12 protein-coding genes and 1 pseudogene are annotated in these 13,836 nt (G+C 69.4%); 4 read left to right on the forward strand and 9 right to left on the reverse strand.

What is annotated here, in order from left to right:
- The first annotated feature begins 108 nt into the window (after window positions 1-108).
- Window positions 109-675, forward strand: a complete 567-nt coding sequence (locus OG559_RS23055) for a sugar O-acetyltransferase (protein ID WP_405106824.1) — start codon at window positions 109-111, stop codon at window positions 673-675.
- Between the two features lie 368 nt (window positions 676-1,043).
- Here OG559_RS23055 and OG559_RS23060 read toward each other — a convergent pair whose 3' ends face one another.
- Both OG559_RS23060 and OG559_RS23065 read right to left on the reverse strand, forming a co-directional pair.
- Complete coding sequence (locus OG559_RS23060; protein WP_405106826.1) at window positions 1,044-3,503, reverse strand: non-reducing end alpha-L-arabinofuranosidase family hydrolase; 2,460 nt, start codon at window positions 3,501-3,503, stop codon at window positions 1,044-1,046.
- 563 nt (window positions 3,504-4,066) lie between these two features.
- Window positions 4,067-5,107: a YeiH family protein gene (locus OG559_RS23065; RefSeq protein WP_405106828.1), complete on the reverse strand. Its 1,041-nt coding sequence runs from the start codon at window positions 5,105-5,107 to the stop codon at window positions 4,067-4,069.
- 70 nt (window positions 5,108-5,177) lie between these two features.
- On the opposite strand from OG559_RS23065, the gene OG559_RS23070 reads away from it, so the two are divergent.
- Window positions 5,178-6,101 carry a LysR family transcriptional regulator gene (locus OG559_RS23070; RefSeq protein WP_405106830.1) on the forward strand — a complete coding sequence of 308 codons (924 nt, stop codon included), beginning with the start codon at window positions 5,178-5,180 and terminating at the stop codon, window positions 6,099-6,101.
- Between the two features lie 87 nt (window positions 6,102-6,188).
- Here OG559_RS23070 and OG559_RS23075 read toward each other — a convergent pair whose 3' ends face one another.
- The 3 genes and pseudogenes from OG559_RS23075 to OG559_RS23085 form a co-directional block, all read right to left on the reverse strand.
- Window positions 6,189-6,317, reverse strand: a complete 129-nt coding sequence (locus OG559_RS23075; RefSeq protein ID WP_405116898.1) for a LuxR C-terminal-related transcriptional regulator — start codon at window positions 6,315-6,317, stop codon at window positions 6,189-6,191.
- Between the two features lie 236 nt (window positions 6,318-6,553).
- A pseudogene (locus OG559_RS23080) lies at window positions 6,554-6,826 on the reverse strand (response regulator transcription factor); the annotation flags it as partial.
- An 8-nt stretch (window positions 6,827-6,834) separates the two neighbouring features.
- Window positions 6,835-7,974 (reverse strand): sensor histidine kinase, encoded by a 1,140-nt coding sequence (locus OG559_RS23085; RefSeq protein WP_405106832.1) that lies wholly within the window; start codon window positions 7,972-7,974, stop codon window positions 6,835-6,837.
- A 132-nt stretch (window positions 7,975-8,106) separates the two neighbouring features.
- On the opposite strand from OG559_RS23085, the gene OG559_RS23090 reads away from it, so the two are divergent.
- On the forward strand, window positions 8,107-8,814 hold the full coding sequence (locus OG559_RS23090) for a class I SAM-dependent methyltransferase (protein WP_405106834.1): 708 nt from the start codon (window positions 8,107-8,109) through the stop codon (window positions 8,812-8,814).
- Window positions 8,815-8,844: 30 nt separating this feature from the next.
- Window positions 8,845-10,275 carry a DedA family protein gene (locus OG559_RS23095; protein WP_405106836.1) on the forward strand — a complete coding sequence of 477 codons (1,431 nt, stop codon included), beginning with the start codon at window positions 8,845-8,847 and terminating at the stop codon, window positions 10,273-10,275.
- A 78-nt stretch (window positions 10,276-10,353) separates the two neighbouring features.
- Here OG559_RS23095 and OG559_RS23100 read toward each other — a convergent pair whose 3' ends face one another.
- The 4 genes from OG559_RS23100 to OG559_RS23115 form a co-directional block, all read right to left on the reverse strand.
- Window positions 10,354-10,716 carry an ArsR/SmtB family transcription factor gene (locus OG559_RS23100; RefSeq protein ID WP_405116900.1) on the reverse strand — a complete coding sequence of 121 codons (363 nt, stop codon included), beginning with the start codon at window positions 10,714-10,716 and terminating at the stop codon, window positions 10,354-10,356.
- Window positions 10,717-10,909: 193 nt separating this feature from the next.
- A complete protein-coding gene (locus OG559_RS23105) occupies window positions 10,910-12,169 on the reverse strand; it encodes a nitrate/nitrite transporter (protein WP_405106838.1) in 1,260 nt (419 codons plus the stop codon).
- A 166-nt stretch (window positions 12,170-12,335) separates the two neighbouring features.
- Window positions 12,336-13,529 carry a molybdopterin molybdotransferase MoeA gene (locus OG559_RS23110; protein WP_405106840.1) on the reverse strand — a complete coding sequence of 398 codons (1,194 nt, stop codon included), beginning with the start codon at window positions 13,527-13,529 and terminating at the stop codon, window positions 12,336-12,338.
- Window positions 13,526-13,783, reverse strand: a complete 258-nt coding sequence (locus OG559_RS23115; RefSeq protein ID WP_405106842.1) for a DUF6457 domain-containing protein — start codon at window positions 13,781-13,783, stop codon at window positions 13,526-13,528. Before OG559_RS23115 ends, OG559_RS23110 begins: the two co-directional genes overlap by 4 nt.
- Window positions 13,784-13,836 lie beyond the last annotated feature (53 nt).

Consider the following 13,836-nt stretch of genomic DNA (forward strand, 5'->3'; position numbering starts at 1 on the left):
AAGGATCGCGGCAGATCCGGACATTCGATGGGAACCCACGATCACGAAGTGCGCTCCCCGCCGGTGGGTCGCCACCGGGTCCCTGACTCGCCGTGCCAGCATCGCCGTGTGCGCAACGAGCAACGCCTACGAACACGGACGCCCGAGTCACGAGCCTTCGCGGAACGCGTACAGCTCGTCATGAACCTGACCTCGCGACTCAACGGGCTGCCGTTTGGCGACCTCGAGGCGCGCAGGACGGTGCTCACCGAGATTTTCGGTCAACCGATCCCCGGCTCTCTGTCCATCCTGCCCCCGTTCTATTGCGACTACGGGCTTGGCGCATCGTTCGGCGAGCGCGTGTTCATCAATCAGGGATGCTTCTTCCTCGACTACGGGGGCATCACCATCGGTGACCGCGTCCTGATCGGTCCCCGAGTGACTCTGAGCACGGCTGGACACCCCGTCGAGCTCGACGAACGGTACGACTTCATCACGCACGCGCCCATCGTCATCGAGGATGACGTGTGGATCGGCGCCGCAGCCACGGTCACCCCCGGAGTCACAATCGGTCACGGCTCGGTCGTCGGCGCAGGCGCCGTCGTCGCGAAGGACGTGCCGCCGCTGAGTGTGGTGACGGCAACAAGCGTTGTCGAGCGGAAGCGTCTGAAGCCGGCATCTACTGCAACCGACTGAGGCCTGCGGGCTTCACCCGCGCACGGCGGGCAGATCAGTGCGCCCAAACTGCGCCTACCTACCGCTAGTGCCTCGTCATGCAGCTCTGCAGGTGTCGTCTGCGCGGCCGACTGAGAGCTGCCGGGGGCGGCGGCCCGGTCCGGACCGGCGGCGCGCAGTCGCCGCCGTCCGGCGAATGGGCCGGTGCCCTGTGGCGTCGCTTGTCACCGCACCCGCGACAACTGCCCTGGGCGGGCTCGGCCTTGCGCCGAGCCCGCCGCTTGGGATTGACCCGCTCCTGATCGTGAGTCGTGACAACGTTGCCCGATTCGACACATGTCGTTGCCCGTGATCGTCAGGAGCTTCCGGTCCGGACCTGCGTCACGCCATCAGCGCTGTAGCGTCAGCAGACCTGGCCGGTAGGGCAGGAGGCCGTAGTCACCGCCGGAGTTGGGGGAACGTCCCTGGTAGAGGAACTGCAGCTTGCAGGCGTCAATGGTCATGGTCTGGTCTGCGTTGCTGCGAATCAGTTCGCCGTGGCTGATGTCGTTGGTCCAGGTGGCGCCACTGTTGGCCTTGCCGGCGAAGGGGTTGCTCTCGGTTGCGGCCTGCGGGGTCCACGAGCCCCCCAGACTGGTGGCCGTGAACGAGCGGAAGTAGCGACCCTGCGAGCCGATCGCCTCGACGATCATGAGGTACTGGTTCTGGCCCTGGACCTTGTAGACCTGAACCGCCTCGAACAGGTTGTTCGTCGTGTCGCTCATGACCACTGTCGACGTCGTGCCGAAGCTGCCGGGGAAATTGCCGATGGGCATGCTGGCCCGGTAGATCTTGCCATTGTCCCCGGCGAAGAACAGATACATGTTGGCGCCGTCACCGATGATGGCCTGGTCAATTGGTCCAGTACCGGAGCCGGAGATGCTTCCAGAGAAGAGCGTCTGCGGCGAGGACCACCCATTCGGGTTGGTGGGGTCGCTCGACGTCCGGTAGGAGAAAGCGGGCCCACCCCACTGGTACGCGAGCACCCAGATGTTCCTCGGGGCGAAGTAGAAGAGCGTTGGCGCGACAGTGGCAGAAGACATCGGGTTCTGGCTGGCCGCGGCCATGTCGGACCAGTTGGTGAAGAGGCCGAAGTTCATCGAGCCCCACGACGTTCCCGTGTCGTGTGTCGTCGCATAGACGAGTTGCCTGCCGTTGTAGGGCGCGACGGTGAAGTCCTTCAGCGAGACCCAACCCGACCGCGGGTTCGCCAGCGAGCCCGTCGACGTCCAACGGTACGTCGATGGAAGAGTGCACGTGCCGGTAGGAGTCGGCGTCGGCGTCGGCGAGGTGGTGGGTCCGCCGACCCGGACCAACTGCCACTGCTGGTTCGTGCCGTTCCAATCGGTGTACTGCACGACGGGGGCACTGTCAGCGGTGGACGAGTTCTGGACCTCCACCGCCTTGCCGCTGCCCTGGTTGATCAGCCGGACGTAGCCGCCCGTGTCGACCAGCCGGAACCGCTGGTTCGTTCCGCCGTGGTCACCGTACTGCACGATCGCGGCACCGTCCGCGGTCGAGTAGTTGGACACGTCCAGCACCTTGCCCGAGTGCCGCGCCCGGATCCGGTAATAGCCACCACCGGAGTCGACGAACTGCCACTGCTGATTCTGCCCACCCGAGCGGGCGTACTGCTGAACGCAGGCATTGTCCGCCGTGGACGAGCCACACACGTCCAATGCCTTGCCACTGTTCCGGTTCAACAGTTCGTACCACGCGCTCGGGTCGATGGGCCCCGGCGGCGGTGTGGCCGTGGCCGACGAGGTGGGAGAAGGAGTCGCGCTGTTCAACGCGTCAAGGGTGGAGGTGTAGGCGGCCTTCTTGTTGCCGTTGCAGTCGAAGAGCAGCGGGGTGCCGCTGGAGCGCCACGAGTCGCAGTCGCGTACACCCCACGCCGTGACACCGTTGCAGCGGGCCACAGCGAGGCAGTCGTTGATCACGTTGCGAAAGGCGGTGGCTTGCGCGCTGCCGGAGCCCTCGATGTCCAACTCGGTGATCTGCACGTCCACACCGAGGGCCGCGAAGCTGGACAGGGTGGTGCGGTAGTTGCTCGGGTACGGCGAGTTGGCGTTGAAGTGCGACTGGAACCCGACGCAGTCGATCGGCACGCCACGCTGCTTGAAATCGCGCACCATGTTGTAGACGGCCTGCGTCTTCGCATGGGTCCAATCGTCGGTGTTGTAGTCGTTGTAGCAGAGCTTCGCGCCCGGGTCGGCGACGTCTGCGGCCCGGAACGCGGCCTCGATCCAGTCATTGCCGGTGCGCTGCAAGTTGGAGTCACGCCGCGCGCCGCTGCTGCCGTCGGCATACGCCTCGTTCACCACATCCCAGGCCACGACCTTGCCCCGGTAATAGGTGGCCACCCGGGTGACATGGTTCAGCATCGCCTGGCGCAGGGCACTGCCGCTCATGTTCTGCATCCAGCTCGGCTGCTGCGAATGCCAGGCCAGGGTGTGGCCGCGTACCTGCCAGCCCCGGCTGAGGGCATGGTTGACGATCCGGTCGGCATTGGTGAAGGTGAAGTTGTTCTGCTGCGGCTCGGTCGCGTCGATCTTCATCTCGTTCTCGGGAGTGACGCTGTTGAACTCCCGGTTCAAGATCGTTGTGTACGCGCCGTCGCTGAGCTTGCTGGCGGCTACGGCGGCACCGAAGTACCGACCCGACTGGGCCGCAGCCGCACCCAGGGTGCTCTCGGCGGCCTGGGCGAGATTGGGAAGCAGGGACACGACGAGAGCCGCGACGACCGCGGCGATTCCGGAGACCGAGAGCGTTCGAAGCCGACGCCTGGTGGGACGGGTCCGGGAGACCATGCTGATCCTCCAACGGGTGGGTAGGGTAGCTTTCTAGAGCGATTCGGACAATCTCGCCTCAATGCCGGCGTCGGCCTGGGCGCTTTCGCCCAACGGCCCCCCCCGGCGACACGACCCATGCCAGGCGCGCCTACCGGGATGCGGTTCGCCTTGGGCTGTGTGACCAGTGAGTACGGCTCGCGGTGAGGAGCCAGCCGCCCGGCCGGCAGGGGTGGTGGCGACGGGCGTCAGGCTCTCCCCGCGTAGTCGACGCGAGTACCTCCCGAGTTCTGTGGGTTGACTGCTGCGGACATGGACCGCCTCGCCCGGTTGCTGGTCGGGAGTCGAGGCGGTACCGCGACTGACCTGGTTGTTTCGTGGTGGGTCCTGAACCGATCGGCCTGTGTTAGCGTTCACACTCATCGACGGTTATAGGTTTCCAGAAAGTTGCGAGATTCTCAAGCGATAGTTTCGAGATGATCGCCTGATCGTCAGCGCAATCCGGTAACCCCCAGCTCACCGCCTTCGCGACGACTACTGGCGCACTCCAGGCGGCGCGGTTGACAACTGCCTGGCGCCACGGGTCAGGTCACCAGGGCCAGGCCGGCCAGCGATGTGGCCGCCAGGACGGCAGTACCGATGGCACCGGCACTCACCGCAGAGCGGCCACTGCGGGCGACGGCCCGCAGGTTGACCGCGGCGCCGAGCGCGAACATGGCTGTGGCCAGCAGAAGTGTGCTCGCCGTGGATGCGGCAGTGAGCACTCCGCCGGGCAGCCAACCGGTGGTACGCAGCGCCACCATCGCGAGGAATCCGGCCACGAACCACGGAAGGATTGGCGGAAGCTCAGCGCCGTCGTCCTCCTGCGCCGCCGAACGGCGACCGATCGCGACCGCTGCGACGAGCGGCGCGAGGAGTGCTACCCGGAACAGCTTCACCACCACCGCGGTGGACAACGCGGCCGCGCCAACCGCTCCTCCTATGGCCACCACCTGACCGACCTCGTGCACGCTCGCCCCGATCCACATGCCGAACGTGGCGTCGTCGAGCCCGAGCAGTAGCCCCAACACGGGGAGGAGCGCCAGCGACAGTGTGCCGAGCACGGTAACCACGGCGACCGCTGTGACGGCGTCGTCATCCTCTCCGTCGGCAACCTGGTTCATCGCGGCGACCGCCGACGCCCCGCAGATGGCCACCCCCGTCGCAACGAGCAGTGAGCGGGCCGGGGTCAGGCCGAGCCGCCGCCCGACCCAGCGGGTGACGACGAACGCGGTGGCGACGCTCACGAGCACCACGACGATTGGCCCGACCCCGAGCCGGTGGATGTCGGAGACGACCAGTTGCAGGCCGAGCAGCACAATTCCGGTACGTAGGAGCGTCGACGAGGCGAGCCGCAGGCCGTCCCGGAGTCGCGGACGGGATCCGCCCAGCGCACTCAGCAGCATGCCGAGCGCGATCGCCACCACCAGCGGGCTGGCCGCCCCGATCTGGTGGTTCACGGCGTACCCGATGGCGGCGGCCGCGCCGGCGACGAGCAGGCCCGGCAGCACGGCGGCGAGCCGGTCAGAGCTTCGCCGCGCCCGGGTGCGGTCGTCGCCCGCTCTGGTCGGATTCCTGATCGCCATGAAGACAGCCTGAAGCCGGCGCATCGTGACCAGTAGTCCTCAGGTGCGGTGCACGTCATAGCCTGTGGCTATGAGCCAACTTCCTGATCTGCTGTCGCTCCGCCTCCTGGCCTGGGTGGCAGAGTTGGGCAGCGTCGGCCAGGCCGCCCGCGCGATCGGGATGGCCCAACCATCGGCCACCAAGCGGCTCGCCGCACTGGAGCGCCAGGCCCGGCTTCCGTTGCTCACCCGGACGCCGCGTGGGTCGGTGCTGACCGACGACGGTAAGGTCGTGGTGACCTGGTCACTGCGGCTGCTGGCGGCCGCCGACGAGTTCCAGAGCAGCCTCGCCGCGATGCGACAGGCGCGGGCGGCCCAGCTTCGCATCGCCGCCAGCATGACTGTCGCCGAGGCGTTGCTTCCCCGTTGGCTGCACAGTCTCGGTCAGCGGGAGCCCGACGTGCGGGTCGGCCTGACCGTCGTCAACTCCGCCGAGGTCGCCCGGATGCTGGTGTCCGATGAGAGCGTCGACATCGGGTTCGTCGAAGGCCCGACGGTGCCGGACGGGCTCGACCACCGCATCGTCGGGCATGACCATCTTGTCGTCGTGGTGGCGCCGCAGCATCTGTGGGCTCGGCTCAACCGCCCACTGCGGCCAACTGAGCTTGCGCACACGCGGCTGGTGGTCCGGGAGGCAGGTTCCGGCACCCGCGAAACACTGGAGTTGGCCCTGCGCGACCTGGACCCGCTGCCGCCCCACCTCGCTCTCGGCTCCAACGCCGCCGTCAAAGGAGCCGCCATGACCGGCACCGCGCCCGCAGTGCTCAGCAGGTACGCCGTCGAGACGGAGTTGACCTCCGGCCAACTGGTGACCGTGCCGGTGGATGACCTGCCGCTGAGTCGGACGTTGCGGGCAGTATGGCCGTCTGGCAGGCGCCTCACCGGGTCCGCGACGGCCCTGTTGCAGGCGATCGACGCGTCGCTCCTGGCCCCGTCGCCGGCCAGACCCAGTTGAACGCTTCGGCCATCGGATTGTCGTAGGAGCCGCCTCTGGACCCGACCGAGGCGACGGCGCTGGCCTCCGGGGCGGGACACGCCTCGGTCAGGGAGTGATTCCGGCGTCGCGGGCCAACAGTGCGGCCTGCACGCGGTTGGTGACCTCCAATGCTGCCAGGATGCGGCTGACATGGGCTTTGACGGTGCTTTCGCGCATGGCGAGCCGGACGGCGATATCGGCGTTGGTGTCGCCTTGCGCGAGTAGGGCGAGGACGTCCCGTTCGCGGGGGTGAGCCTGTCGATCCGGTGCTGCGCGGCGGCTGTCTGTGGCTTGGTGGTGGCGTGGTAGCGGTCGAGCAGGCGCCGGGCTGCGGCGGGATGCAGCATGGCCGAGCCGGCCGCGACCACGTGGACGGCGCGCAGGATCTCGGCGGGGTCGGTGTCCTTGAGCAGGAACCCGTCAGCACCGGCCGCGAGCGCGTTGTAGACGTAGTCGTCGAGGTCGAAGGTGGTCAGTGTGATGATCCGTGGTGCTCTGGGGAGGGCCCGTAGCCTCGACACGGTGGTGATGCCGTTCATGCGGGGCATGCGGACGTCGACGAGGGCGACGTCAACGCGCTGGCGGGTGGCCTGTTCGACAGCTTCGATGCCGTCGGCGGCCTGGGCCACGACGTCGATGCCGGGGTCGCTGTTGAGCAGGTCGGACAGGCCCAGCCGGACGAGGGCGTCGTCGTCGACGATCATGGCTCGGATCACGGGGTGGGCCTGTTCTGTGTGGTGCCGGTGGGATGGGGGAGGCGTGCGGTCAGCCGCCAGGAGCCCGCGCCGCCGGGACCGCTGCGCAGGTCACCGCCGAGGCCGGTGATGCGCTCGCGTAACCCGATGAGTCCGTAGCCCGACGCGACGGCCCCGGGCGCGGATGTCGCGGCCGCGTTGGTGACCTCGACCCGCGTTGCCGGTGTCCGGTAGTCGATGTACACGGTCACCGCAGCCCCGGCGGCATGCTTGCGGGCATTGGTCAGCGCCTCCTGGACCACACGGTAGACCGCGAGCCGGTGCGTCGTCGGTACCAGGTCGGGGCTGCCGTCGACGGTGACCTCGACGTCTTGCCCGGCGGCGCGCGCTTCGTCGACCACCTGTTGCACCTGCCCGGGGACTGGCGTCAGCTGGGGAGACGTCCTGGGTTCGTGCAGAGCGCCGAGCACATCGCGTAGGTCGGTCAGTGCCTCGGTGGATGCGGTTCGCAGCAGGCGCAGGCGGTCGGTGACCCGCGGGGGTAGCGCATCGCCGCTCGCGACGAGTACCCCGGTGTGCAGCGCGATGAGGCTCAAGCGGTGCGCCAGGATGTCATGCATTTCCGCGGCGATGCGGGATCGCTCTTTGCTGCGTGCGGCCTCTTCGCGCAACGCGCCTTCGATCTGCAGGTGCTCGACCTGGTCGGCCAGGAGCTGGACCATCCGGCGCCGGCTACCACGCCACAGGCCGCTGACGATGGACAGCAGTGACAGCAGCGCCAAGGAACTGTACTGGTCGATCTGCCACGTAGCGGTCGCGAGATCGACGAACGCCCGAACACCGGCGACAGCGGCGACGCAGCCCAGAGCCACCCGGACGTGTCGACCGACCGCCAGGTCGAAAAGAGCGACACACAGCAGCAGAAAAAGCAGGCCACCCCATACCGCTGCGGCCACGGAAACCACGACGGGCGCGACGAACCAGGGAATCCGCCGGGCCAGTAGCACACCGGCACACAAAGGGATGGCGACACAGAGAACCACCAATTCCGGGCCTTCGGTGATGGTCGCCGCGTTGTACAACCCGAATACCGCTAGCAAAACCACCAGCACGGCACGCCCGTACCACGTCTGCCGCAGCCCATCGGTACTTCCCACCCTGCCGATCCTAGAGGGGAACACAGCGCCCCCGATCCGGCTGTCGACCACGCGTACCCCCTACCAAAGTAGGGGATACGCGTCGTACATCGGCGGATCTGCCGCGCGTCGCCGGCGCATAGCGTCACCGACATGATCGGTGACACCTCTCCGCTCGACCGCCGGGCAGACGACCTGACCTTTCTGCGCGAGGCGGCCCGCGACCTGCGATCCGTCGGCGCGGTTGCGCCCAGCGCCGAGGCCCTGGCCAGAGCCTTGGTGTGGCCGGTGCGCAGCCATCCTGCCCGGCCGATGGCGGTCCTCGAAGTGGGCGCCGGCACCGGCGCGGTGACGCGTCACCTGCTGCCTGAGCTCCCCCGCGGAAGCCGCCTCGACGTGGTGGAGGCCAATCCGCGTTTCACCGGCCGGCTGCGTCGGATCAAGCGCGAGAGTTGCCTCCTGGCCGACCGGGCGCTCACCGTGGAAATCCACGAAACCGTTGTTGAGGAATTCGACGTCGGCCAGCGCTACGACGTCATCATCTCCGGCCTCCCGTTGACCAATTTCGCGCCTGGTGACGTCGAGGCCATCATGTCCCGGCTCATGGCGCTCCTGCATCGCGGCGGCACTCTGACCTATTTCGCGTATTTCGGAACCCGAATCCCGCGTGCAATTGTCGGTTCGCGCACGGAAAGGCGTCGGCTTGCTGCGGTCGATGAGGTCATGAACGCCTATCAGCACCTTTATGGCGCCGGTCAGCACAAGGTGTGGGCGAATCTGCCCCCGGCCCGGGTCTGGCGTCTGCACCGGCCGGCCAGGGGCCACGCGGAGGGCCTGGATGCCACGGCAGTCCGACGGTAGGGGGCCGGCACGATGGGTTGGCTGACGGACGTGCTCACCGCGGTGCCACCACTGCTGGTGTACGCCATCGTGGCGGTGCTGGTCTGCGCTGAGACAGCGCTGCTGGCGGGCGTCGCGGTGCCGACGTTGTCCACCCTGCTGCTGGTGGGGTTTCTCAGTCGGACAGGCGGCCTGGACCTCTGGGTGGCGCTCCTGGTGTCGGTGCTGGCCGGCTTGCTGGGCGATCATCTCGGCTACTGGACGGGACGGCGACAGGGCGTACGGCTGCGCGCCACCGTGCTGGGTCGGCGGATCAGTGCCGACCTCTGGGATCGAGCCGACGAGATGATCAAGAAGCACGGTGGGCGGGCGGCGTTGGCCGGTCGGTTCGTGACCGTTGTCCGGACACTCGTGCCGCATCTGTGCGGAGCCGCAGGAATGCCGTACCGGTCATTCGCCAGGTGGAACCTTCCCGGCGTGGTCGGGTGGGCGAGTCTGGAGATTCTGGCCGGCTATGCCGCCGGCAGTTCCTACCAACAGCTCAGCGCCTCCTTCGGCCACGCCACCGGGGCTCTGGCCCTCCTGGCAGCGGTCGGACTGTGCGTCGTGCTGGCCGGGCGGTGGCTGGCCCGCAACCCCGACCCCGTCCGCCAGGCATGGCAACTGCTGGCGAGTTCGGACGCGGCACGCCGCCTGTCCGACCGTTGCGGCAGGGTGGGTGTCGGGTGGGGGCCGCGTCGTGTCACCGCTCTCACCCTTGGTATCGGGTTGGCTGTCGTGCTGGCCGCCGGATGGGCGATGACGGAGGTCGCCGTCTTCGCCGTACGGCTCAGCGGCCTGGACTCGCTGGACGGCCCGGTCGCTGCCTGGTTCGCCGACCGGCAGGAACTACGCAAGGCGGGATTGGCGATCGCCGTGGGTTCCATGACGGTGACCTGGTTGTTCCTGGTGGGGGCGTTCTTCGCGGCACTTGTCGTCACCCTGCGCAGACTCGACCGGCGTCCGACGCTGCTCGATGCCCTTGCCGCGCTCGGCCCCGTCATCCCCCTGTTCCTGCTCGACAGAGTCCTGACCCTGACGGAGGACCGCACCGGTCCGACGGTGTTCTTCAGCTTCGATGCCGTGGTCACCGCCGCTCTCGCCCTGCTGGCGTGGTCGCGGACGCGTGGCACCGGCCGGGTGCGCTCCTTCGCAGTGGGGATCAGCGCCGGGACGGTGCTCCTGGTGCTCACCGGATCGCGCCTCCATGTCGGATGGGGCCGGCTCAGCGAAGCGATCACCTCCCTGCTTCTCGGCTCCTTCTGGGCTGTGGCGACGATCGTCGTCATCAGGATCAGGCAATCCGAGAACGGCTCCTCGGCCCAGGACGCCCAGGACTTGGCGGTGCCGGACGTACAGCGACAGAACCTCGCGCAGCCCGCCGTCATCCCAGCTGGCGCCGGCCGTGACACCGCCGCACGTTCGCAGGGAGGGTCACGTTGACGGCTGATCCTGGCTGTTGAGGTGGTCAGTGGTTGGCCGGGGTCAGCCGGCCTCACCAACGCATGCTCAGTCCCCCGCTCAGCGGGCCTTCTTCGTCGCCCGCTTGCGGGGCGGCGTCAACAGGTCGGCCACCGCCGCGATCGCGGACGGCACCAGGCGGTAGTACGCCCAGACGCCACGCTTCTCGCGCTCGAGCAGGCCAGCCTCGGTGAGGATCCGAAGGTGGTGGCTCACGGTCGGCTGGGAGAGGCCAAGCGGCGCGGTGAGGTCACTCACCGACGCCTCGCCCTCCGGAGCGGACTGGATCAGACTGAGCAGTCGCAGCCGGGCGGGGTCGGCGAATGCCTTCAGCACTCCCGCGAGCCGCTGGGCATCGGCACGCTTCATCGGCTCGCCAGCAAGCGGCGAGATGGCAGGCGTTACAACTTTCGCAGTTCCCACGTCTTCTATCGTTCCACCAACGCCATCGATAGTCTGGCGGAACCGGAACCAGGTCACCGTCAGTTTGGTCCGTCGCCCGGTCGACGCCGACGGCTGGCGGTTCACCATGCTCACCGGACCGCATCCCGGCGGGGTCGGCAGCCGCCCATCTTCACCGGAAGACACGGGCGCCACAGCGTCTTTCGCCGGACGGTCAGGCGGCGCGCCTGGCGAGGCCGCCCATCTTCACCGCGGTGAAGACCGCGGCGGCCAGCGCGACATCGGAGAGCAGCATCAGGCCGATGGCGTACGAGCCCTGCGACCCGTACACCCAACCCATCACCAGCGGTGGGACGAAGCCGCCGAGGCCGCCGGCGGCACCGACCAGGCCGGTGACCGCACCTACCTGGTCGGCGGGGGCGACCTTGCCGACGAGGGCGAACACCGCGCCGCTGGCCGCGCCCAGCAGCACTGCCATCCCGAGCAGTGCGACGGTCGCGACGGGCATCAGGGCGGGCCTGAAGGCCTGCACCACCGCGAAGGCGGCCACCCCGCCGAAGCACCACACCAGCACCGGCACCGGGTGCAGCCGGTCGGAGAGCCAGCCGCCCACCGGGCGGGCGAGGACGGCGAGGACCACGAACCCGGCGGTGCGCAACGCGCCGTCCCCGGCGCTGAGGCCGTACGCGGTGCGCAGGTAGGCGGGAAGGTACACGCTGAAGGCCACGAACCCGCCGAACCCGACGGCGTACAGGAAGCACAGTTGCCAGGTGACGGTCAGCCGGCCGACCGTGGAGAGTCGCCGCCAGGCCGACCCCGCGGGCCGGGCCCGGTCGGGGGCCTCGCGCAGCAGCAGGAACGACAAGACCGCGTACCCGGCCAGGATCGCGGCGACGAGCAGGAACGGCATCCGTTCCCCGTAGGCGTCGGCGAGCCGGACGGTGGTGAAGTTCGCGATCGCGGTGCCGCCCATGCCGATGCCGAACACGCCGATGGCGAAGCCGCGCCGCTTGGGCGGGTACCAGCCGGAGACCAGGGGCACGCCGACGGCGAAGGCAGTGCCGCCGACGCCGAGGAAGAACCCGGTCACGATCAGCGCGGCGTAGGAGGAGACCACGCTCAGGGTCAGCACGGGCACGATCGTCGCTAGCGTGACCAGTGGGAACACCACCCGCGCTCCGTACCGGTCGGTGAGGGCGCCGACGGGGATGCGGCCCAGCGACCCGACCACCACCGGTACGGCCACCAGCAGGGACTGCGCGGCGAAGCTGAGGTCGAGGCGTTCCTTGATACCCGGGCCGAGCGGACCCAGCAGCGCCCACGCCCAGAAGTTGACCAGGAAGCCGAGAGTCGCCAGGGCGAGCTGGAAGGTGGCCCCGGATCTGTCGGGCGTCGACACGCTCCGGGCGCTGCCGGAGGCGTCGCCCGGTGCGGGGGTGGTGTCCACGGCCTGGCTGTCACGGGCGATGGTCATCGCTGCTCTCCGTCGGATCGTGGTGCCGAGGCCGGGTCGGCCTGAGGGAGTTGCGGATTCCGCTCTACCGGTATGAGCCTCGACCCGCCGATCTGGCCCGGGGAGGGCCGGAAGTCCCGCATCGGCACGATGTCGGCCGGCCAGGTGCTGCCGGCCCGGGCGGGGGTCATGGCAGGGTGAGCAGGCCCACGCCGTCACCGGGCTGCCACCCGGGGGGCACGACGGCGAAGGCGTCGGCGGTTGCGGCGGCACCCAGGTAACCGGGCTGGGCGCCCTCGACGAGCCGCAGCTGTCCGTCCCGGCGTCGTACGGGCACGATGCGGGTGTTCCGGTCGTCCGGACGCAGTGGACCGGCCAGCACCGCCGCGTCGAGCTCGGCCAGCGACCGACCGGCGAGAGCCGCGAGCACCGGGTCGACCAGGGTGAGCGCGGCGACCAGCGCGGCGTAGGGATTACCCGGCAGCCCGACGATCCATCTCGGCCCGACCTGCGCCAGGACCTGAGGATGTCCCGGGCGACACGCCACGCCGTCGACGTGCACCACGGCGCGGAGGCGTCGCAGCGAGGAGTGCAGTCCGTCCGCGGGGCCCACCGACGACGCCCCACAGACGATCGTCACGTCGGCGTCGGCCGTGCTGTCCGCGATCGCCTCGGCGAACCAGTCGGGGTGATCGCCGACCATCCGGGAGTCCAGCAGAACCGCTCCCCAGGCCGGCACGAGCGGGCCGAGCATCGGTCCGATGGCGTCCCGGACCCTGCCCCACCGGGGTAGACCGGTGTGAACCAGCTCGTCGCCGCTGACCACCAGCCGCACCCGGGGCCGGGCGTGGACAGTGAGCACGTCGAGTCCCACGCTGGCGGCCAGCCCCACCGTCGTCGGGGTGACCCGCGAGCCGGCCGGTGCGAGTTCCTGCCCCGGCTGGGCGTACTCACCGGCGCGGCGGATGTGCCGGCGGTCGCCCGGGGTCGCGCGCACCACGTCACCGGTCCGGTCGGCGGCCTCGTAGGGCACGACGCGGTCCGCGCCGTCCGGCACCGGAGCGCCGGTGGCGACCTCGACGGCGGTGTGCGCGACCAGGGATGCCACGGCGTGGGTACGCCCGGCGAGAACACGATCGACGACCCGCCACGGGCCGTCACCGCGAACCGCGTAGCCGTCCATGGCGGAGTTGTCGAAGCCGGGCAGCGGAACCGCCGCCCGTAGCGGAGCCGCCAGGGTACGTCCGGTCGCCGCCGCGAGCGGCACCGACTCCTGCGGCAGAGCAGCCGGCAGCGTGTGCGCCAGCATCCGGGCCGCCGCCCACTGCGCGGCCGGTCGCGCGGGACGGTCGTGGCGAGGGCGGTCAGGTGCGATCGTCACCGCGCCTCCCCGGCCGGTGCGTCCCGCGGAACCAGCGCGGCGACCGCGAGGCGGGCGGCGGTGGGGTCGGCGCCGCGGCCGACGGCCACCCCGATGAGGTACGCGGCCAGCGGCGCCGCCGGCCGCTGCACCCCGTGTGCCACCTCTCGGACGATGTCCAGCACGGCGCGGGTGTCCTCGGTCGACGGCGCGTCGAGGTCAAGTGTCGCCGCGGCCCGAGCGAGCCACTCGTCCAGCCGGAGATCCGGGGTCATCGGTTCCTCTCCTTGGTCAGTGTCGTTCGAGCAGCTCGGCCAGGGGGTGGCCG

The organism is Micromonospora sp. NBC_01405, assembly GCF_045040155.1.
Lineage (GTDB): Bacteria > Actinomycetota > Actinomycetes > Mycobacteriales > Micromonosporaceae > Micromonospora.